Origin of the sequence: Xanthomonas sp. WHRI 8393 (assembly GCF_040203315.1) — a bacterium.
Classification (GTDB): Bacteria; Pseudomonadota; Gammaproteobacteria; order Xanthomonadales; family Xanthomonadaceae; genus Xanthomonas; species Xanthomonas arboricola.
Genome location: NZ_JBEGGL010000001.1, coordinates 272,393 through 292,302, shown reverse-complemented (window position 1 = coordinate 292,302; position 19,910 = coordinate 272,393). Strand labels below are relative to the sequence as shown.

General features: G+C 66.9%; 14 protein-coding genes and 1 other RNA gene. 5 read left to right on the top strand and 10 right to left on the bottom strand.

Annotation, left to right across the window (positions count from 1 at the left end; genetic code table 11):
* Positions 1-70 precede the first annotated feature (70 nt).
* The 3 genes from ABQ137_RS01190 to ABQ137_RS01180 all read left to right on the top strand — a co-directional run bounded on the left by ABQ137_RS01190 (position 71) and on the right by ABQ137_RS01180 (position 3,861).
* On the top strand, positions 71-1,141 hold the full coding sequence (locus ABQ137_RS01190; RefSeq protein ID WP_184515320.1) for an alpha/beta hydrolase: 1,071 nt from the start codon (positions 71-73) through the stop codon (positions 1,139-1,141).
* Positions 1,138-2,763, top strand: coding sequence for a carboxylesterase/lipase family protein (locus ABQ137_RS01185; protein ID WP_184515317.1), 1,626 nt, complete (start codon positions 1,138-1,140; stop codon positions 2,761-2,763). The genes ABQ137_RS01190 and ABQ137_RS01185 overlap by 4 nt, the downstream gene beginning before the upstream one ends.
* Before the next feature lie 165 nt (positions 2,764-2,928).
* A complete protein-coding gene (locus ABQ137_RS01180; protein WP_184515314.1) occupies positions 2,929-3,861 on the top strand; it encodes a rhamnogalacturonan acetylesterase in 933 nt (310 codons plus the stop codon).
* A gap of 81 nt (positions 3,862-3,942) precedes the next feature.
* Here ABQ137_RS01180 and ABQ137_RS01175 read toward each other — a convergent pair whose 3' ends face one another.
* The 9 genes from ABQ137_RS01175 to ABQ137_RS01135 form a co-directional block, all read right to left on the bottom strand.
* Positions 3,943-5,091 (bottom strand): aldo/keto reductase, encoded by a 1,149-nt coding sequence (locus ABQ137_RS01175; RefSeq protein WP_349780988.1) that lies wholly within the window; start codon positions 5,089-5,091, stop codon positions 3,943-3,945.
* Positions 5,092-5,342: 251 nt separating this feature from the next.
* Positions 5,343-5,414: non-coding RNA, sX9 sRNA (locus ABQ137_RS01170), on the bottom strand.
* 105 nt (positions 5,415-5,519) lie between these two features.
* Entirely contained in the window at positions 5,520-5,987 is a 468-nt protein-coding gene (locus tag ABQ137_RS01165) for a metallophosphoesterase family protein (RefSeq protein WP_349780987.1), read from the bottom strand.
* A gap of 156 nt (positions 5,988-6,143) precedes the next feature.
* Complete coding sequence (locus ABQ137_RS01160) at positions 6,144-7,709, bottom strand: PepSY-associated TM helix domain-containing protein (RefSeq protein ID WP_349780986.1); 1,566 nt, start codon at positions 7,707-7,709, stop codon at positions 6,144-6,146.
* On the bottom strand, positions 7,706-7,978 hold the full coding sequence (locus ABQ137_RS01155) for a hypothetical protein (RefSeq protein ID WP_026064062.1): 273 nt from the start codon (positions 7,976-7,978) through the stop codon (positions 7,706-7,708). The genes ABQ137_RS01160 and ABQ137_RS01155 overlap by 4 nt, the downstream gene beginning before the upstream one ends.
* Positions 7,968-8,267, bottom strand: a complete 300-nt coding sequence (locus ABQ137_RS01150; RefSeq protein ID WP_184577775.1) for a hypothetical protein — start codon at positions 8,265-8,267, stop codon at positions 7,968-7,970. The genes ABQ137_RS01155 and ABQ137_RS01150 overlap by 11 nt, the downstream gene beginning before the upstream one ends.
* 386 nt (positions 8,268-8,653) lie before the next feature.
* On the bottom strand, positions 8,654-10,837 hold the full coding sequence (gene glgB / locus ABQ137_RS01145) for a 1,4-alpha-glucan branching protein GlgB (protein ID WP_154831185.1): 2,184 nt from the start codon (positions 10,835-10,837) through the stop codon (positions 8,654-8,656).
* Positions 10,838-10,848: 11 nt separating this feature from the next.
* Complete coding sequence (gene treS / locus ABQ137_RS01140; protein WP_349780985.1) at positions 10,849-14,199, bottom strand: maltose alpha-D-glucosyltransferase; 3,351 nt, start codon at positions 14,197-14,199, stop codon at positions 10,849-10,851.
* On the bottom strand, positions 14,196-17,312 hold the full coding sequence (locus ABQ137_RS01135; RefSeq protein ID WP_349780984.1) for a maltotransferase domain-containing protein: 3,117 nt from the start codon (positions 17,310-17,312) through the stop codon (positions 14,196-14,198). The genes treS and ABQ137_RS01135 overlap by 4 nt, the downstream gene beginning before the upstream one ends.
* 365 nt (positions 17,313-17,677) lie before the next feature.
* On the opposite strand from ABQ137_RS01135, the gene ABQ137_RS01130 reads away from it, so the two are divergent.
* Positions 17,678-17,917, top strand: a complete 240-nt coding sequence (locus ABQ137_RS01130; RefSeq protein ID WP_146097051.1) for a hypothetical protein — start codon at positions 17,678-17,680, stop codon at positions 17,915-17,917.
* Positions 17,918-18,090: 173 nt separating this feature from the next.
* Here ABQ137_RS01130 and ABQ137_RS01125 read toward each other — a convergent pair whose 3' ends face one another.
* Positions 18,091-18,771: a DUF4142 domain-containing protein gene (locus tag ABQ137_RS01125; protein ID WP_349780983.1), complete on the bottom strand. Its 681-nt coding sequence runs from the start codon at positions 18,769-18,771 to the stop codon at positions 18,091-18,093.
* 212 nt (positions 18,772-18,983) lie between these two features.
* Between ABQ137_RS01125 and ABQ137_RS01120 the strand changes: the two genes are divergently transcribed.
* Positions 18,984-19,649, top strand: coding sequence for a hypothetical protein (locus ABQ137_RS01120; RefSeq protein ID WP_166771482.1), 666 nt, complete (start codon positions 18,984-18,986; stop codon positions 19,647-19,649).
* Positions 19,650-19,910 lie beyond the last annotated feature (261 nt).

Below are 19,910 nucleotides of genomic sequence, written 5' to 3'. Positions count from 1 at the left end.
ACCGGTGTCATTGGCAATGTGCAGTGCGGCAAAACTGGCCGCAGCAACGAAGCAACCCTGGGAGGGGTGGATGGAACAGACAAGCCAAACGCGTGTGTTTGCCGCGTTTTCGAGCGTCATGCGCCGGTGCATGACGGTGGTGGTGATGGTGGGAGCGCTGCTGGCCGGGCCCGTGCTGGCGGCCGAGGTGCCCGGCGCCGATACCGCAGCCGAGCAGGCCAGCCGGATCCTGCTGTGGCCCAAAGGGATGGCACCGGGGGACAAGCCGCTGCCGCAGCCACAGCGCATCGTCCAACGCAGCAGCGACCCGGCCCTGCCCGATCGCTACATCCAGCAGATCAGCACGCCTTACCTGGTGGTCTACCGGCCCAAGCGGCCCAACGGCACCGCCCTGCTGGTCACCCCCGGCGGCGGCTACCAGCGCATCGTGCTCGACAACGAAGGCAGCGCACTGGTGCCCAGCTTCGTCGACCAGGCCGGCATTACCCTGTTCGTGCTGCGTTACCGCCTGCCCGGCGAAGGCCACCCGAACGGCGCCGACGTGCCGCTGGCCGATGCACAGCGTGCGCTGCGGCTGATCCGCGCCAACGCCGCCCGCTACGGCATCGACCCCCAGCGGGTCGGGGTGATGGGGTTCTCGGCCGGCGGCCATGTCGCCGCCAGCCTGGCCACCCGCTACGCCGCGCAGGTCTACCCCAAGGTGGATGCGGCCGATGCACTGAGCGCGCGGCCGGATTTTGCGCTGCTGATCTACCCGGTCATCGACATGGACAGCGCCAACGCGCACCCGGGCTCGCGCGAGCGCCTGCTCGGCAGCAGTCCAGCCGATGCGCAGGTGCGTGCGTATTCGCCGCAACTGCATGTGGATGCGCATACCCCGCCCAGCTTTCTACTGCATGCGCAGGACGACACCGTGGTGTCGGTGCGCAACAGCCTGCTGATGCACGACGCGCTGTTGCGCGCCGCTGTGCCGAGCGAGCTGCATGTCTTCCCGCTGGGCGGCCATGGCTTCGGCACCGCCAGCGGCAGCGGCCTGACCGTGGCCGCCTGGCCGCAGCTGGCGCAGGCCTGGATCGCGCATGTCACCAAGGCACAGCCGCCGGCAGCTGCATCGGGACCGGCGCAGGACGTGGCGCGATGACGGCGCCGTCCACGCCCGACGCGCGCCGACGCACGCTGCTGCGTGGCGGCCTGCTCGCCACTGCCGCCGCAGCGTTCCCCGGCTTTGCTGGCGCCGCCGCATCCCCGCCGCCACCACGCGAGGCCAGCGCGCCGCTGGCACGCGTGCGTGGCGGCGCCTTGCGCGGTTATCGCGACCAGGGCATCTGCGTGTTCAAGGGCATCCCGTACGGCGGCGACACCGCCGCGCGGCGCTTCCAGGCAGCCGTGCCGGAAAATCCATGGCAGGACGTGCGCGATGCCAGCGCCTACGCGGCGGCCGCGCCGCAGCTCAAGGCCAGCGAGCCCACCAGCGAGGACTGCCTGTTCCTCAACGTATGGACGCCGGGCCTGCGCGATGGCGGCAAGCGCCCGGTCCTGTTCTATATCCACGGTGGCGGCTACACCACCGGCTCCGGCAGCGACCCGTTGTACGACGGCGTGCGCCTGTGCAAACGCGGCGATGTGGTGGTGATCACCGTCAATCACCGGCTCAACCTGTTCGGCTACCTGTCGCTGGCGCAGCTGGGCGATGCCGGCTTTGCCGACTCCGGCAATGCCGGGCAGTTGGACCTGATCCAGGCACTGCAATGGGTGCGCCAGCACGCGGGCGAATTCGGCGGCGATGCCGGCAATGTCACCGTGTTCGGCCAGTCCGGCGGCGGCGCCAAGATCGCCACCCTGATGGCGATGCCGGCTGCGCGCGGCCTGTTCCACCGCGCCTGGACCATGAGCGGGCAGCAGGTCACCGTGGCCGGCCCGCGTGCGGCCACGCAGCGTGCGCAGTTGCTGCTGGATGCCTTGAAACTCGCGCCCGGCGAGCTTGCGCGCATCCGCACGCTGCCGGTTGCGCAAATGCTGGCTGCCGCGCAGCTGCGCGACCCCTCGCGGGTGGAAAACAGCGCGCTGTACTTCGGCCCGGTGCTGGATGCACGCAATGTGCCGGTGCATCCGTTCTGGCCGACCGCGCCGCTGCAATCGGCCAGGATTCCGCTGGTGATCGGCAATACCCGCGACGAGACGCGCGCGTTTCTCGGCAACGACGCGAAGAACTTTGCGTTGAGCTGGGACGAGCTGCCGGCCAGGCTGGAAAGCCAGCAGTACGTCGACCTGCTGCCGCAGGTGGTGATTGCCGAATATCGCCGGCTGTATCCGCAGTACTCGCCATCGGACGTGTTCTTTGCCGCGACCACGGCGGGCCGCTCGTGGCGCGGCGCGGTCGAGGAGGCGGAAGCACGTGCACGCCAGGGCGCACCGACCTGGGTGTACCAGCTGGACTGGAGCTCGCCGCTGGACGGCGGCAAGTTCGGCGCCTTCCACACGCTGGACATCCCGCTGGTCTTCGACACCATTGCGCAGCCCGGCTCGCGCACCGGCAACGGCGCCGCTGCGCAGCGCATGGCCGAGCAGATGAGCGAGACGCTGCTCGCCTTCGCACGCCATGGCGACCCGAATCATCGCGGCCTGCCGCGCTGGCGTCAGTACTCGCTGCAGCACCGCGACACGTTGCTGTTCGATGTGCCGAGCCGGATGGACAACGACCCGCGCGGTGGCGAACGCCGGCTCTACCAGCAGGCGCCCTTTATCCAGCGCGGTACGTTCTGAGCGCTTTCGCTCCGGCGGAGCGACCAGCATGTGGTGTGCGGTCGACGCACGGGTGCGAACTTTCCAGACCGGCAGGGCTGCGCAGGACACGCCAATTCTGCAGCGCTGGCCGCCCCCTATTCCTGCCAGCGCGCAGCCGTGGTTCAGTCGTTTTCGAGGTGATGCATGCGTGAGGATTTCTTTATTGCACCGATGCTGCTGACAGCGCTGGCCGCTGCCTGCCTGATGTTTGCCGATTCGGCCGCTGCCGCGCAGGTCGGTACGCCGCGCGCATCCAAGGCATCGGCCTCCACCGCCGCTGCGCCCTCACTTTCAGCCAGCAAGATAGTGCTGGTCGGCGACTCCACCACCGCCGTGCAGGGCGGCTGGGGACCGAGCTTTTGCGCGCAGCATGTGAGCTCGTTTCTGAGCTGCCTCAATCTGGCACGCGGCGGCCGCAGCACGTCCAACTACCGTGCCGAAGGTTCGTGGGACATCGCGCTGCACGAGCTGCGCAGCGGCGGGTATCGCCAGGTGTATGTGCTGATCCAGTTCGGTCACAACGATCAACCGGGCAAGCCGGGGCGTTCCACCGACCTGGCGACCGAATTCCCCGCCAACCTGCGCCGCTACGTGGCCGAGGCACGTGCTGCCGGTGCGATTCCGGTGCTGGTCACGCCATTGACGCGGCGGCAGTTCGCGCGCGGTCAGCTGCTGGACGATCTGGCGCCCTGGGCCGAGGCCACGCGCACGCTCGCGCAGGAATTGCAGGTGCCGTTGATCGACCTGCACGCGCGCAGCCGCGCCCTAGTGCAAGGCATGGGCCCGGTGCTGGCAATGCGCCTGGCGCAGCGGCCGGCCGATCCGGAGCAGGTGCTAGCCGCGCAATCGGGCACCACCATCGGCAAGACCCCGGCGCAAACCGCATCGACGCCAGCCGCGCCCGCTGTCGCCGCTGCGCGTGCACAGGACAACGCCAGTGCCGAGCCGATGGGCCAGGCCAAGCTGGCATTCGATTACACCCATCTGGGTGCGGACGGCGCCGACCTGTTCGCGGCGATTGTCGCCGACGAACTGGCCAGGCAAGTGCCTGCGTTGCGGCCGCTGTTGATTCCGTGATGGATGAGGTGATGCCTGCAGTGTGACGTGATGCATCGCAAGCGCATGCGTTTGCGATGGCACTCTCACCACGCGTATGGCTCAGCCCAGCACAGGCACCGGTGCATCCGCTTCGATCACCTGCTCGCGCTTGAGCTCTTCCCATACCGCTGCCGGAATCGCCACGCGCATCGAGGCCGCATTCGCAAGCGCCTGCTCGGCCGTGCGCGCACCCGGAATCACCGCGGACACCACCTTCGGCGCAGCGGCAAACTGCAGCGACACTGTGCGCAGATCCACGCCGTGGCGCTCGCAGATGGCGAGTGTTTTCTGGCGCTTGGCCGGCGCCCACTCCGGCACGGTGCCGTCGTAGAGATAACGCTCGCGCCCGGCCAGATAGCCCGCCAGCAGCGGCGCACCGACTACTACCGATGCACCGTGCTTTGCGATCTTCGGAAAGGTGTCGTGCAGCGCCTGCGCGTGATCGAGCAACGAGTACTGGCAGGCCAGCAGGAAGATGTCCGGGTCGGCCTCTTCGATCGCACGCAGGGCCGGCTCGGGGCGATTGACGCCAAAGCCCCAGGCCTTGATCAGGCCCTCCTTGCGCATCTTGGTCAGCTCGGGCATCGCGCCTTTCACCGCTTCGGCAAAACGCTGCTCCCACGGCATGCCCAGGTCTTTCTCGTTCTCCGGTGACAGGTCGTGGATGTAGGCGATATCGATCTGCGACACGCCCAGGCGCTGCAGGCTGTCTTCGATCGAGCGACGCACGCCGGAGGCGCTGTAGTCGTAGCGGTAGTCGAAGGGCGACGGCTGCTGCCACATCGTCTTCGGCGGTTTGTCGGTAGCGGTCAGCAGGCGCCCGACCTTGGTCGACAGCACGTAGTCGTCTGCAGCGTGATTGTGCAGGTGGTGGCCGGTACGGCGCTCGGACAGGCCCAGGCCGTACCACGGTGAGGTATCGAAATACCGCACGCCCGACTCCCACGCCGCAGCCAGGGTCGCTTCGCTTTGCGCATCGCTGGTCGGCGCAAAGCCATTGCCGATCGCCACGCCACCAAAGCCCAGTCGACTCAAGGGCCGATAGCGTGCGCCCTTGCTTGCGGGATTGGTCGGCAACGCCGATGCGGCGGCCTTGCCGCGCGTGGGCATCACGCTGCCCGGTGCGGAAGTCTGTGCCAACAACGGGGCGGCGGCCAATGCCGCGGTGCCGGCAGCGGCGGCGGAAAGGAACTGGCGACGGGTATTCATGGGGGAAATCCTTGCGGCGACTCGATGCACAAGGATGGTCCCGCCTGCGTGCAGACAAGGTCAGCGCAGGGACCACAGGCCTACACATGCAGGCAACGAACGACTTATGTGCGACTCCACAAGCAGGCACGTCAGCACAGGTTAGTAGCGGTCGCTGCTGCTGGTCATCGCATGCACCGCATGCTCAGTTCATGCGGCGGTGGCCTGCATGCCCGGCCGATGCATTTCAGCGCACGGCATTGTCTAAAAGCGGCTAACAAAACGTAGCGGCCTTCAGGTGGGTGCGGACGGCGCGCTCAGAAGCACAGTGCACGCATGGCCATGCCGATTCCGAGCAGCGACCGCGCACGCATGACGGCTGTGCAATCGTTTTTTGCTGGCCGCTCCAGATCCCTGCACACGTCTCTGTTGCACGGATCCAACTTCCGTCAGCGTATTTCCAGCAGCTGCAGCTGCGCACGCGGCGGACCATCGCCCAGCCACAGCGCGCCCACACTGATCGGCAAGCTGAAGCGACGCGGACCGGCGCTGCCCGGATTGATGTACAGCACATCGTCGTGCGTCTGTATCGACGGCTTGTGCGAATGCCCGCTGATGATCACATCGGCAGCAACATCCGCTGCCAGCGTTTTCAGATCGTGCAACACATGGATGCGCACGCCTGCGATCAGCAGATCCAGCGTTTGTGGAAGCTGCGCCGCCCAGGGCTTGTTGTCGATATTGCCGGCGATCGCATGCAGCGGTGCCAGCGCCTGCAGCGCAGCGAGGATCTCCGGCTTGCCCACATCGCCGGCATGGATGATCGCCGCACAGCCCTGCAACGCAGCCACCGCCTCGGGCCGCAGCACGCCGTGCGTGTCGGAGATCAGGCCAATGGGTAAGGCGACAGCCGTCATCGGGTGTGGGTGAAGGTGGCGGGCGATCAGGATGCACTGCCCGGCGAGGCCGTCGCGTCAACGGGCCAGGTTGTCGGGCCAGCCGCATGGTCAGCGACCAAGTGCTCCGCCGCAGCTGATGCCCGGCACACCGTCGCGTGCCAGGCATCAATCACGTCAGTGCGTCGACTCAGCGCGCTGCGCGCGCTTCCACGCCCAGACGCTGTTGGGATCGCCCTGCAGTCCGCGCCGCCTGCTCGCACGCGCCAGTTGCCAGTACGCCCATGCCAACACCAGGGCGATCAGGTCCACGACCAGCACCGTTGCGTCCTGCCACGGCAGCACCACGCCACGCGCGGAAACACAGCTGGCCAGCGGAATCAGCCCCGTGAGGACAGCGCAGGCCAGCAACGCCTCGTACGCACCACGTGCGGTGGGGCGGACCAGCGCCCACATCAGCACGGCCGCAAAGACCGCGTAATAGACATAACGCTCCTGTCCTTGCGCAAGCAGGCGTGCGGCGATGAACAAGGCCGAGATGCCGGCGACGCTGCCCAGGCAGACACCGATGGTCAGGCGTGCCATCGCGTGCGTGCGGCGCGGTTGATCCACCAGCCGACGCTTGCGGCGGGTTTCGATCCACAGCAGGTTGCCGCTGCAGAACAGGAACGCACCGCCCAACCCGAGCAGGAAATACAGCCACTGCACCGGTGCATGCCCGAAATTGCCGAAGTGCAGCCCTTGCAGCCCGCGCAAGGCGGAGGTGCCTGGCGACATCGTCCTTGGTTCGAGCACGCGCAGGACCTGGCCGGTTGCCGCGTCCAATGCCACTCCACCGAGTGTGTTGAGGCGGCGCTGATCGTTGTGGCCATACACTTCCGCGCGTGCATGGGCATCGCCTGCATCATGGAACCCGATGCTCTCCGGTACCAAGCCCGGGCTGGCTGCGCGCGCCTTGTCCAGCAGCACCGCAACCGGCAACACCGGCGCCGCACGTCTGGCCGGTTGCACATGTGGGGTGAGTTCGAACTCCGGTGCCAGGATCTGCATCAATTTGCCGTCGAACACCAGGAACTGGAACGGCGCCAGCAGCAGCACGCCCAGGCACAACACCGCGCCGGACCAGGCAAAGATCACATGGAACGGCAGCGACAACATGCCGACCACGTTGTGCGCGTCCTGCCACAGGCGCTTGAGGTTATGCCCCGGCCGCAGCGCGAACAGGTCCTTGAAGAACACCGGCGCGTACAACACCACCCCGCTGAGCAATGCCAGCCCGTACAGCACGCTCACCACACCGAACAGATAGGTGCCGAACACGCGTGGCAGGCCGGCGGTGAAGTGCAGGTCGTAGAGGAAATCGGCAAAGCCCACGCGCTGCGGCAGTTCCAGCAGGCGGCCATCGGCGGCCTGTTGATACTGCCGCATGCCGCCACTGGCCTCGGCCTGCGGCCCATACCAGTACAGCCGCGGAATCGGCCCGTGCTCGCCGGGCAGCAGCACCAGGAAGGAGTCGGCCACCTGCGGATGCCGGGCGATCACCGTATCCAGCAAGGTCTGCGTGGCGGCGACCGGATCTGCCGGCGCAGGCTGTGTGACAGGCGGCGTGGTCTGCCAGCCGCTCAGTTCATGCGTGAACACGGTGATGGCGCCGGCGTAGAAGGCGATGAACAAGGCCATGCCCGCCAACAGACCCATCCAGCTGTGGACCGACAGAAACGCGCGCAAGGTCGATGCTTTCATGCGCCCAGCTCCGTCCAGCCCAATGCCTTGATGCCTGCAAGCGCGAGGTAGCACAGCAGCGTCAGCCCGCCGAGCACGGCCCAGGCGCGCGATGCGCGACGGAACACGAACGGTAGCGCCATCGCACCCACCCAGGCCGGAAACATCAGCAGCAGCCATGCCAGCGTGTAACTCTGCTGCGGCCCCGGCAGCAACAGGGCGCACAGGCCGACCACGCCGACCGCCAGCGGCAGGCCCAGCACCACTGCGGCCAGCCACCTAGCCCACATGGCGCACCTGCCTGCGTTGCGTGCGCGCCTGCCGCCAGGCATCCAGATAGGGCAGCGCCACCGCCACCAGCATCAGCGCCGTCACTGCGGCGAAGATGCCGGCCCAGGTGCCCAAGGCCTGCATGGCGCAGCCCAGCGATAGCAGCAGCAATGCGCTGGCGCCGATGCGTAGCGCGCGTGCGGACAGCCGGCGCTGCGGCCACAGGCGTTGATGCCGTGTTGCCAGATAGAACGTCAGCGCCGACGCCGCAGCGCCGAGCAGATAACACCAGGTCATCAAACCGCTCATGCCTGCGTCCGCGTTGCATCGGAGAAACGCAACACACCGAGCTGCGCTGGCCACATGCCGCCACCTTGCGCGCCGACACACAGCGAACATGCAACCCACACCAGTGCATGCGCGCATCCAGCGATGCGCACACCATGGACAAACGGCTCAACCATCGAAGAAACCACAGCCATCAAAACGCCCACGCACAACACTCCCGTACACACGGTCGACGGAAGGCATGGCGGCGGCTGTGCCCGGCAGCCCTCCCCGGGCCGCCTACGTAGCGGGTGACACCCCGGCTGCACCGCCCGGTGGGCGCGCAGCGAGGTGTTGGCCGCTCTACGGCGCGCAATCTAACAGGTGCTACAGCGCCGGACCAGCGGTCCGGCGCTGTGTGTGCTGCATCAGCCCTGCGGCGTCAGCACGATGACGCCCAGCGGCGGCAACAACAGCGGCAGGGATTGCGCATGGCCATGCATGGACTGCTGCTCGGCGCTCACCACACCGCCATTGCCCAGGTTCGCGCCGCCGTAGATGCCGGCATCGCTATTGAACACTTCGCGCCACTGGCCGCCTTGCGGCACGCCGATGCGGTAGCCGTGCTGCACGATCGGGGTGAAGTTGATCACCACCAGCACCGGCGCATCGCCGCGCTTTGCCTTGCGCAGGAACGCCACCACGCTATTGGCCGCGTCATCGCCGACCACCCAGGCAAACCCGGCCGGGTCGTCGTCCTGCGCGTGCAGCGCGGGGTATTCGACATACAGCCGATTCAGATCGCGCACCAGGGTCTGCACGCCGCGATGGCGCGGGTCATCCAGCAGATGCCAGGGGATGCCGCCGTCGTGGTTCCACTCGGTGGGCTGGCCGAATTCGCAGCCCATGAACAGCAACTTGCGCCCCGGGTGGGTGAACATGTAACCCAGGTAGGCGCGCAGGTTGGCAAAGCGCTGCCAGTCGTCGCCCGGCATGCGGCCGAGCAACGAGCCCTTGCCGTGCACCACTTCGTCGTGCGAGATCGGCAGCACGAAGCGCTCCGAATACGCATAGACCATGCTGAAGGTCAGCTCGCCATGGTGGTAACGGCGGTAGATCGGATCCAGCGCGGCGTAATGCAGGGTGTCGTGCATCCAGCCCATGTTCCACTTGTAGTGGAAGCCCAGGCCGCCGTGCGCCACATCGGCAGTGACGCCGGGGAACGCGGTGGACTCCTCGGCAATCATCACCGCACCCGGGGTGTGCTCACGCACTACCTCATTGAGCCGGCGCAGGAAGGCAATGGTCTCGTAGTTCTCGCGCCCGCCGTGGATGTTGGGCACCCACTCGCCGGCATTGCGGCTGTAGTCGCGGTACAGCATCGAGGCCACCGCATCCACGCGCAGGCCGTCGACGTGGAAGCGCTGCAGGAACTCCAGCGCACTGGCGATCAGGAACCCGGACACCTCGCGCCGCCCGTGGTTGTAGATCAGCGTATTCCAGTCGCGGTGGAAGCCTTCGCGCGGGTCGGCATGTTCGTACAGCGCGGTGCCGTCGAAATGCGCCAGGCCGTGGGCGTCGGTGGGGAAATGCGCCGGTACCCAGTCGACGATCACGCCGATGCCTTCGCGGTGGCAGCGATCGACGAAGCGGGCAAAGCCATCCGGCGAGCCGAAGCGCGCGGTCGGCGCGAACAGGCCCAGCGGCTGATAGCCCCACGAGCCGCCGAACGGATGCTCGGTCACCGGCATCAGCTCGACATGGGTGAAGCCCATATCGGCCACGTACGGAATCAAGCGGTCGGCCAGGCCATCCCAGTCCAGGTCCACGCCTTCCTCGCGCAGCCAGGAGCCGGCATGGATCTCGTAGATGCTCATCGGTGCGTCGTGCGCCTGCCGACGCGCACGCGTGGCCATCCAGCCGTCATCGCTCCACTGGTGCGGGGTGGGGTCGGCCACGATCGAGGCGGTGCCCGGCGCCAGCTCGGCACGCCGCGCCACCGGGTCGGCCTTGGCCGGCAACTCGTTCCCATGCGGGCCGCGCAGCTGGTACTTGTAATGCGCACCCGGGCCGACGTCGGGCACGAACAGCTCCCACACGCCGGACTGGTGCCGCAACCGCATCGGATGCCGGCGTGCGTCCCAACTGTTGAAATCGCCCACCACCGCCACACGCGTGGCATTGGGTGCCCACACCGCAAAGCGCGTGCCGCGTACGCCATCGACTTCGATCGCGTTGGCGCCGAGCGCATCGGCCAACTGCAGGTGGTGGCCTTCGCTGATCAGGTGCAGGTCGAAGTCGCTGAGTTGCGGGCCGAACGCATACGGGTCGGCGGTGTCCTGCTCGCCGCCGGGCCAGCCGATGCGCAGGCGGTAGCCGCCCTGCGCCGGCAATGCGCCGGCGAACAGGCCCGGCTCCGGGCCTGCCTCCAGCGCGATGACCTGGCCATCGTCGAGCACGGCATTGACGTAGTCGGCACCCGGTTGATAGGTGCGCAGCAGCCGACCGTTGTCGGTCGGGTGCGCGCCCAGAATGGCGAATGCGTCGCCATGGCGTGCCTCGGCCAGGGCGCGGGTTGCGCCGGGATCCCATCGATTGGTCACTGCTGTCATCACTCCACTCATCATGTGTCTCCCGCACCAGCGCGCGCGCGGTGCAGGATGCGTCGCAAGCCCTCGATCGGCACCATCAGCCAGCCGGGGCGGTTGGCAGCCTCGTAACGCACCTCGTAACAGGCCTTCTCCACCAGGAACAGCAAGGTGGCCGCGTTGAACGCTGCCGGTGCGATCCACGGGTGCGTACTGGCGTCGAGCACGGCATGGTACGCGTCCAGAAACGCCTGTGTGGAGCGGCGGCGGAACTGCACCAGGAGCTCGTCCAGATGCGTGTCCACGCCCACGCCCGCACGGGCGGCGGTGCCTTCCTCGCCACGCGCCGACACTTCGCTGGCGTAATCGAGCGAGCGCAGGAAACCGGCCACATCGCGCAGCGGGCTGGCCTTGGCGCGCCGCTCGGACAGCGGCTTGGCCGGCTCGCCTTCGAAGTCGATCAGCACCACATCGTCGAAGGCCACCAGGATCTGGCCCAGGTGGAAGTCGCCGTGCACGCGGGTCAGCAAGGAGTCGGCCAGCACGCTCGGTGCCTGGGCGAGCAAGGCATCCAGCTGCGGGCGCTCGGCCAGCACCGCCTGCAGCGCGTCGCGTTCGGTTGCATCGTCGCTGCCGGCCAGGCGTGCATTGACCGTGTCCCACATCTCTTCGACCTGGCGTGCGACGCCGGCCACCACATCGTTGGCGGTGGGCAGGTCGATGCGCTGCGGGGCGAAGTCGGCATCGTCGGTGTCGCGCGACAAGGCCTCGTGCAACTCGGCCAGGCGCTTGCCGACCACCGCAGCGAAGGCATCGTAGCCGGCGATGGCTTCGGCACGCGATTCGTCGGTCTGCGCGGTGGCGTACTCGTCGAAGCTGCGTGCCAGATGGTCCAGCGTCCACCGCCAGGCATCGCCCTGGTTGCGGATGAAGCCCTGCAGCAGTGCGATCGTGGTGATGGTGCCCTGCGCATCGATACGGCTGACGCTGCCCAGCAAGGGCGCGGCGTTGGCGTAGCCCATCTCGGTCAGGCGACGGCCAATCTCGATCTCCGGGTTGGCGCCGTTGGCCACGTGCCGCAGCAGCTTGAACACCGCCTTGTCGGCGACCACCAGCGAACTATTGCTCTGCTCGGCCGACAGCCAGCGGATCTCCGGATCCTGCGGTATTTCCAGCGTGGCCAGCGCCGGTGTCGCCTCGAAGCGCACCTGTCCCTGCTGCGAGGCATCGTCGCCATCGCAGAACTCCAGCGCGGCGTTGTCGCGCAAGGCGTCGATCACCCCGCGCACCATCGGCTTGAGCGCGAAGGCATCGGTGAGGTAACCCACCTCGCGGCCCTGGCGCACCCGCGCCAGCGCAAGCTGCTCGGCCAGGGTGCTGGGCTGGTCGCGCTCCCACACGATGCCGACCGGCAGCATGTAGCTCTCGTGGTGGCCGTCTTCCAGCTCCACTTCCAGCTCCAGCAGGCTCATTGGCTCGGCGCCCGGCAGCGGCGTACGGCGCGAGATGCGCACGTGCTTGAGTGCCTGGTCCTTGGCCGAGAACCAGCGCCGCGCCGACAACCAGGCCGGCAGGATCTCCGCTTCCAGCGTGGGCAGATGCGGCAGCAGCGCATTGCTCTCGTCGGTGTCGCTGCGCAACACCAGCGTGCGGTAGTCCGGCAACGGCACCGGGCTGGGCACATGCCAGTCCGGCAAGGTGCCCTCGCTGACCAGCTGGAATGCGTAGAAGCCGAACGGCGGCACGGTGAGCAGATAGGTCAACCGCCCGACCGGCGGGAAGCTGCCGCCGCCGATGATGTCCACCGGTACGCGGCCCTCGAACTCGGACAGGTCCAGCTCCACCGCCTGCAGCGTATGCGACAGGTTGGCCACGCACAGCACCGTCTCGTCCTGGTAGCACCGCAGGTAGGCCAGCATGCGGCGGTTGCCCGGATACAGAAAGCGCAGGCTGCCGCGGCCGAAGGCCTGGTAGCGCTTGCGCACGCTGAGCACGCGGCGGGTCCAGGTCAGCAGCGAATGCTGGTCGCGGATCTGCGCTTCCACATTCACTGCCTGGAAGCCGTACAACGGGTCCATCACCGGCGGCAGCACCAGCTGCGCCGGGTCGGCGCGCGAGAAGCCGCCATTGCGGTCAATCGACCACTGCATCGGCGTGCGCACGCCATCGCGGTCGCCCAGATGGATGTTGTCGCCCATGCCGATCTCGTCGCCGTAGTACAGCACCGGCGTGCCGGGCATGGTCAGCAACAGGGAGGTCATCAGCTCGATGCGGCGGCGGTCGCGCTCCAGCAGCGGCGCCAACCGGCGCCGGATGCCGAGATTGATGCGTGCGCGGCGGTCGGCGGCATAGGTCTGCCACAGGTAATCGCGCTCCGAGTCGGTGACCATTTCCAGCGTCAACTCATCGTGGTTGCGCAGGAAGATCGCCCACTGGCAGCTCTCCGGAATCTCCGGGGTCTGGCGCATGATGTCGGTGATCGGGAAGCGGTCTTCGCGTGCGATCGCCATGTACATGCGCGGCATCAGCGGGAAGTGGAACGCCATATGGCATTCGTCGGCGTTCTGGCCGAAATACTGCTGGGTGTCTTCCGGCCACATGTTGGCCTCGGCCAGCAGCATGCGGTCCGGGTACTCGGCATCCAGCGTGGCCCGGATCTTGCGCAGGATCGCGTGGGTTTCCGGCAGGTTCTCGTTGGAGGTGCCGGAGCGCTCGATCAGGTACGGCACCGCATCCAGACGCAGGCCGTCCACGCCGCGGTCCAGCCAGAAGCGCATCACTTCCAGCACCGCTTCCAGCACCGCGGGGTTGTCGAAGTTCAGGTCTGGCTGGTGCGAATAGAAGCGATGCCAGAAGTACTGCCCGGCCACCGGGTCCCAGGTCCAGTTGGATTTTTCGGTATCGCAGAAAATGATCCGCGTGCCTTCGTATTCCTGGTCGGTGTCAGACCACACATAGAAGTCGCGCTCCGGCGAACCGGCCGGCGCGTTGCGTGCGCGCTGGAACCACGGGTGCTGATCGGAGGTGTGGTTGATCACCAGCTCGGTGACGATGCGGATGCCGCGTGCATGCGCCTGCGCCACCAGCTGCTCGAAGTCTTCGATGCTGCCGTAGTCCGGATGCACCGCCATGTATTCGGCGATGTCGTAGCCGTCGTCGCGGCGCGGGCTGGGGTAAAACGGCAGCAGCCAGATGGTGTCCACGCCGAGTTCGGCGATGTAATCCAGCTTGGAAATCAGCCCCGGAAAATCGCCGATGCCATCGTCGTTGGAGTCGAAGAACGACTTGACGTGCACCTGATAGATGATCGCGTCCTTGTACCAAAGCTGGTCTGCAACCACCGCGGACTGTTCCGCGTCGGCTTGTAACGATGGGACTGCATTCATGCGACCTCTCCTGCGCGGATGCGCCATAACGCGAACGGCCGCGTCGCCTCTAAACGGATGTGTTGCTGTTTTCCCTGCCATGTGAAGCGATGGCCGTCCCACAGGTCGTCCACTGCCACGCTGGCGTGATCGGGCAGGCCCAACTCCCACAGCGGGACTTCGATCGCGGCATCCTGCGCAGCGTTGGGGTCCAGGTTGATCGCCACCAACACCATGCTGCGGCTGCGCGACAGGTAGCCGGCATCCAAGAACTTGCCGAAGTACAACACCTGGTCGTTGTGCGCCTGGTAGAAGCGCGTGCCCAGGTGCGACTGCAGCTCCGGGTGCATGCGGCGCAGCTGATTGAAGCGGGTGATCTCATCGACGATGTCGCCGGGCGCACGCTCGGGCCAGGCGCGCAGCTGGAACTTCTCTGAGTCCAGATACTCTTCCTTGCCCGGCGCCAGCGGCGTGGCCTCGCACAGTTCGAAGCCCTGGTACATGCCCCACAGCCCCGACAGCGTGGTCGCCAGCGCGGCGCGGATCAGATGCCCGTTGCGCCCACTGGTCTGCAGGAACAGCGGATTGATGTCCGGCGTGTTGACGAAGAAATGCGGGCGGAAGCATTCGCGCGGCACGCCCTGGTTCAACTCTTCCACGTACTCCTGCAACTCGTGCTTGTGGTTGCGCCAGGTGAAGTAGGTATAGGACTGCGAGAAACCGCACTTGGCCAGGCGGTACATCATCTTCGGCCGGGTGAAGGCCTCCGACAGGAACACCACATCCGGCCGGCGCCCGCGGATATCGGCAATCAACCACTCCCAGAACGGGAACGGCTTGGTATGCGGGTTGTCGACGCGGAATAGCGTCACGCCCTCGTTGACCCAGAAAAGCACCGCATCGCGCAACGTGTTCCACAGATCCGGCACCGCGCCGCTGGCGTAGAAGTCGACGTTGACGATGTCCTGGTATTTCTTCGGCGGGTTCTCCGCATACGGAATCGAGCCATCCGCGCGCCAGGTGAACCAGTCCTTGTGGTCCTTCAACCACGGGTGATCCGGCGCGCACTGGATGGCGAAGTCCAGCGCCACTTCCAGCCCATGCGCACGTGCGGCCTGGATCAAGCGGCGGAAGCCCTCAAGCCCGCCGAGCTCGGCATGCACCTCGGTGTGGCCGCCATCGGCCGCGCCGATCGCATACGGGCTGCCCGGCTCGCCATCGACCGCGGTGACCGAGTTGTTGCGGCCCTTGCGGTTCTTCGCGCCGATCGGGTGGATCGGTGGCATGTACAGCACGTCGAAGTTCATCGCGCGGATATGCGCCAGCCGTTTGATCACATCGTCGAAGGTGCCGTGTTGTTGCGGATCGCCGCTTTGCGAGCGCGGGAACAATTCGTACCAGCTGGCAAAATGCGCCGCGCGCCGCTCGGATTCCACCCGGAAGGTCACCGGCGTCTCGGAGCGGAACGGCTTGTCGTCGGCCGCTGCCATCGCCTGCGCGGTGTCCGGCTCCAGCACGATCGCCAGCTGCTGCAGCGGCTCGCTCTGCGCGCCGATGCGGGTGAGGACGGCCTGCAGGCGCTCGGCCAAGGCACCGCTGCTGCGTGCATGCGCGGCCTGCACCACGGCCACTGCTTCCTGCACGTCCACCGGCAGCACCGTGTTGGCGGCGCGCTTCTTTTCCAGATCCGCATGCAAGGTGGCGAACACATCGCGCCAGCCTTCCACCCGGAACTCATAGGTGCCGATGCGCTCCAGCGGGAACTCTGCACGCCAGCGATCGTTGCCCAACGCACGCATCGGCGCGCTGGCCCAGGTCTTGGCATCGGCCGGACGCCACAGCACCGCCACCGCGATGCGGTCGTGCCCATCGCAGAACGCATCGGCTTCTACGCAGATACGGTCGCCCACGGTGCGCTTGACCGGGAAGCGGCCGTTATCGACCGACGGGGTCACCGACTCGATGCACACGCGCGGCCAGGCAGCCGCGGTCTGCGGGCGCGGGCGCATGCGCGGCACCGCCAGCACGTGCCGTGCCGGCACGCTGCGATAGACCCGCACCTCGCCCGGCTCCAATGCTTCCAGCGTCGCGCCGGAGAGCGTGCTGCCATCCTCGCCCACCAGTGCTTCGGCATCGCCGAGCAGGCGCAGCAGATCCGGCGCCGGGACCGGCACCACATGATCGGCATCGCCATTGATCAACAGCAGTGACGGCAAGCCGCCCAGCGGCTCGATCGCCACCGCCGTCAGGCCGGTGCCCTCGCGCAGCAGCGGACGCAACCGCAAACCGGCATTGCTCGGCGGCACGCCATCGCGGGCCCTGATCGACAAGGGCATTGTCTCCAGCTGGGTCTCGTCCAGCAGCCACGCACCACCCAGTGCCTGCGCCAGTTGCCAGTGCTGCCCGGCAGTGGCCGCACGTTTGCCATCGGGCGCGCCCACCACTGCGACAACCTGCGACGCCAACGCGCGCAGCGCCGTGTCTTCGTCGAAGAACCAGCTGCCGCGGCCGTCCCACCATGCGAGCGAGGAGAACGCCACGTCGAACCCGGCACCGGCCAGTTGCTGCAAGGCCTCGATGCCCAGGCCCGGCGTCCACGCCGCAAACACCACCTCCGGAGCCTGCGCATGCACGCGAGCGATCAGCTCGCGCCAGCGCTGCGCCGGCACCTGCTGCGGCTGCAACAGGCGGAAGCCGGCCACGCCCTGCGAGGCCCAGTCCAGCAAGCGCGCGCTCCACCACTCCACCAGCGCCGCACCTTCCTGCGCATAGGTAAAGCGTGCCTCGGCCACTTCGGGCGTGGCGCGCGGCTGGCGCGGGTCCGGCACCGCCGTGCTGCGTGCGCGGAACCACTGCGGGTTGTCGCGCACCACGGCGCTGGCACCGCCCACTTCATCCAGGCGCACATCGAGCAGCAGCTTCACGCCGGCCCGGTGCGCGGCCTGCACCACCTCGCGCAGACGTTGCGCGTCTTCCTCGCCGGTGGTGGCGACCTCGCTCAGCCGGCCTTCGGCGTCGCGTGCAAACGGCGGCGCGAGCACCACATGGTCAAAGCCCGCCTCACGCGCCGACTTGCAGCGCTGCTCCAGCCCGGCCTGCTCGCCGGTTGCCTTATTGAGAACACAGATCCGCATGGCGCCCCCTCAGCAGACCACGGCGCGCGCACGCACCGTGACAAAGGAGACGACGCGGGCCGACCCACCCCGCAGATCCACCGGCGCTCGGTCACGACGCACCAGTCCAACTCCCGTCCGGATCGACCCCTGCCTACTCAAGGCCTGGTCGACCCTTTCTACCGTGACTGCACTCATGTGCAACTCCGCAACGATTCTTGACCGATGCAGTCAAGCACCCCCACTGCGAATTTCATGTGTCGGTGGAATTGACGAAAATCAAACAAGCGCGGCAGTGGTGAGGGCTCAGGCAGTGCTGGCCAACTCCCAAGGGTTGTAGGCTATGGCCTCAACCTGCAGGGAGAGCAAGGATGCGGAGCTACGTCATGGCGGCACTGCTGGCCACCGCCACAATTGCAACGGCAAAGGATCAGAGGCTGAGCCCGAGCCGTGCCGGAGAGATCGTAGGGCTTTGGCAAGACGTCAGCGTCAACGACGACATCGTCAAGGAGGACTACGCCGGCTTCGTCCAGGTCGTCGACCTGGACAAGGATGGAGTCGATGAGATCGTCTATCTGAGTTCTTCGTATTGCTCGGGTGTCAGAACCTTCGATCGTTGCCGCTGAGCAGAAGGTCGGTTGCCATCACGTTTGCGGCAACGCGACGTGGGCTCGACCGCATCGCCAGAGAACGTTTGATCGACGTCCGCGCAGGTCCTTGAAGCTCAAAATGGCGACGTCGCGCTCATTCGCCGCTTGCAGACCAGGCGTGGCAGACCGGCGATCTGCCACGCCCGCGATCACATCGCCTTCTTGATGGCTTCCGCCTTCGCCAGGTGCTGCTCGACGTGCGTCTTGGTCTCGGTCAGATGCTGCTTGACCGGCTCGGTCGACGCCACCGTCATCATCTGTGTCTCGATCAGCTGCAGCGCGTCCTTGTGCCCGGCGATCATTGCATCGATGTAGGCCGCCGCGTAGTCATTGCCGGACTTCTGCCCCAGCGTGGACAGGTCCTGCTCGCCCTTGCTCTCCAGCTTCTTGACGTCCGGGGTTTCAGCCAGCGTTCCCAGCGCCTTGGTCTTTTCCAGGTTCTCGGTGTGCTCTTTCTCCATCATCTTCGCGTAGTCCAGCACCGCGCCGGTGACCTTCCTGTCCTGCGCCTGCTTCGCTGCGGCGATCTCGTGGTTGTCCACCGCCCCGAGCAAGCCAAGGGCGATGTCGTCTCCGGAACTCGCGCGCGCCGCGCCTTCAGGCGCCGGGCTGGCTTGGCCGACAGGCGGCGTGGTCGGGGTCGCCGCGCCACCGGTCGGCGTCGGCTCGGTGGACGCGGCAGGCGCTGCGGCCTCCTTGTCGGCATTCGGCTTGCAGCCAGCGAGCGCCAGCGCCGCGACGATGGACAGGACCAACAGTGACTGTTTCATGCTCCACTCCCTCTCGATTGGAGACAACAGCATCTGCCTGCCCAGGTGAAGAAGGCTCATACACGTCCACTGAGTGATTCAGACGTACGCACCGCCCGCGGGCGAATGCACAACGCCGCACCATGCCGCAATCGGCGGCACGCGCTTGCGCGCGGGCGTGGAACAGGACGTGGTCAGCGCAGCTGTGGCATGCGTGGCGTGTGGTGGCACTTTCCTGCTGAAAGACGGTCCGGTTTGCCGCACACTACCGCGCCACATTTGGAGTGATAGCCATGCACAAGGCCTGGATGCTTGCCCTGTTGGGCGTTTCGCCGTTGGTCCACGCCGCGCCTGCCGACGACGATGCCACCTGCCGCAATGGGTTGTTCACCAGCGCGCCGGTGGCGTTCTCACTCGGCAAGGTCATCCCGCCGCGCCTGTACCTGCTCAAGGACACCGATGGTTGCCCGGACACGGGCAGGGCCGCATGCCAGGGGCGCGCCTACGTGGTCAAGAACGATATCGTCCTGACGGCGCAGCGCCGCAATGCCTACGTTTGCGTGCTCTATCCCAACAAGGGAGGCGGCAATGCTGGTTGGGTCGCACAGTCGAGCCTGCAGATGCAGCCAAGCGCGGCCACGCCCACACCGCAGGCGTGGAACGGCCACTGGCACAACGGCGACAACACGCTGCAATTGACCACCAACCCAGACGGCAGCATCACCGTCAACGGCGATGCGTACTGGCCCAGCGCCTTTCCCGACCCGGAACAGACGCCGGGCGGTCCGCACACGGGCTCGGTCACCGCGCGCGGCTATCCGGAAGGCAACCGCGTCGAGGTCAACGAAGACACGTGCAAGGTGCGCCTGCAATTGCTGGGCGACATGCTGCTGGCCGACGACAACCTGGAATGCGGCGGAATGAACGTTTCCTTCGGCGGGGTGTACCGAAAGAAGTAATCGCAAGCCTAGCCCCCCGGTGCGCCGCACGCCTGCAGTGGCAGGCGCATCGAGGCAGGCACGCCATCGACCACCGCGCGACATAAAAGCCGATGCCAAGCGGTGAAGTGCGGTTTACGGTGGCCCGCACCGACCAGAGCGGGTTCGGCTCGCTCGATCCCGCAGGCGGTACGGTGGATGCTGATAGCAGCAGGACGCGCCAGAAGACCTTGTTAGGGGTGACGCACCACGTAGACCGGCGTCATCTATCATTGCCGATTG

Bases quoted from the DNA above. Each gene is read 5' to 3' on its own strand.
- ABQ137_RS01190 (WP_184515320.1), top strand. From the start codon at position 71: ATGGAACAGACAAGCCAAACGCGTGTGTTTGCCGCGTTTTCGAGCGTC.
- ABQ137_RS01185 (WP_184515317.1), top strand. From the start codon at position 1,138: ATGACGGCGCCGTCCACGCCCGACGCGCGCCGACGCACGCTGCTGCGT.
- ABQ137_RS01180 (WP_184515314.1), top strand. From the start codon at position 2,929: ATGCGTGAGGATTTCTTTATTGCACCGATGCTGCTGACAGCGCTGGCC.
- ABQ137_RS01175 (WP_349780988.1), bottom strand. From the start codon at position 5,091: ATGAATACCCGTCGCCAGTTCCTTTCCGCCGCCGCTGCCGGCACCGCG.
- ABQ137_RS01165 (WP_349780987.1), bottom strand. From the start codon at position 5,987: ATGACGGCTGTCGCCTTACCCATTGGCCTGATCTCCGACACGCACGGC.
- ABQ137_RS01160 (WP_349780986.1), bottom strand. From the start codon at position 7,709: ATGAAAGCATCGACCTTGCGCGCGTTTCTGTCGGTCCACAGCTGGATG.
- ABQ137_RS01155 (WP_026064062.1), bottom strand. From the start codon at position 7,978: ATGTGGGCTAGGTGGCTGGCCGCAGTGGTGCTGGGCCTGCCGCTGGCG.
- ABQ137_RS01150 (WP_184577775.1), bottom strand. From the start codon at position 8,267: ATGAGCGGTTTGATGACCTGGTGTTATCTGCTCGGCGCTGCGGCGTCG.
- glgB (WP_154831185.1), bottom strand. From the start codon at position 10,837: ATGACAGCAGTGACCAATCGATGGGATCCCGGCGCAACCCGCGCCCTG.
- treS (WP_349780985.1), bottom strand. From the start codon at position 14,199: ATGAATGCAGTCCCATCGTTACAAGCCGACGCGGAACAGTCCGCGGTG.
- ABQ137_RS01135 (WP_349780984.1), bottom strand. From the start codon at position 17,312: ATGCGGATCTGTGTTCTCAATAAGGCAACCGGCGAGCAGGCCGGGCTG.
- ABQ137_RS01130 (WP_146097051.1), top strand. From the start codon at position 17,678: ATGGCGGCACTGCTGGCCACCGCCACAATTGCAACGGCAAAGGATCAG.
- ABQ137_RS01125 (WP_349780983.1), bottom strand. From the start codon at position 18,771: ATGAGCCTTCTTCACCTGGGCAGGCAGATGCTGTTGTCTCCAATCGAG.
- ABQ137_RS01120 (WP_166771482.1), top strand. From the start codon at position 18,984: ATGCACAAGGCCTGGATGCTTGCCCTGTTGGGCGTTTCGCCGTTGGTC.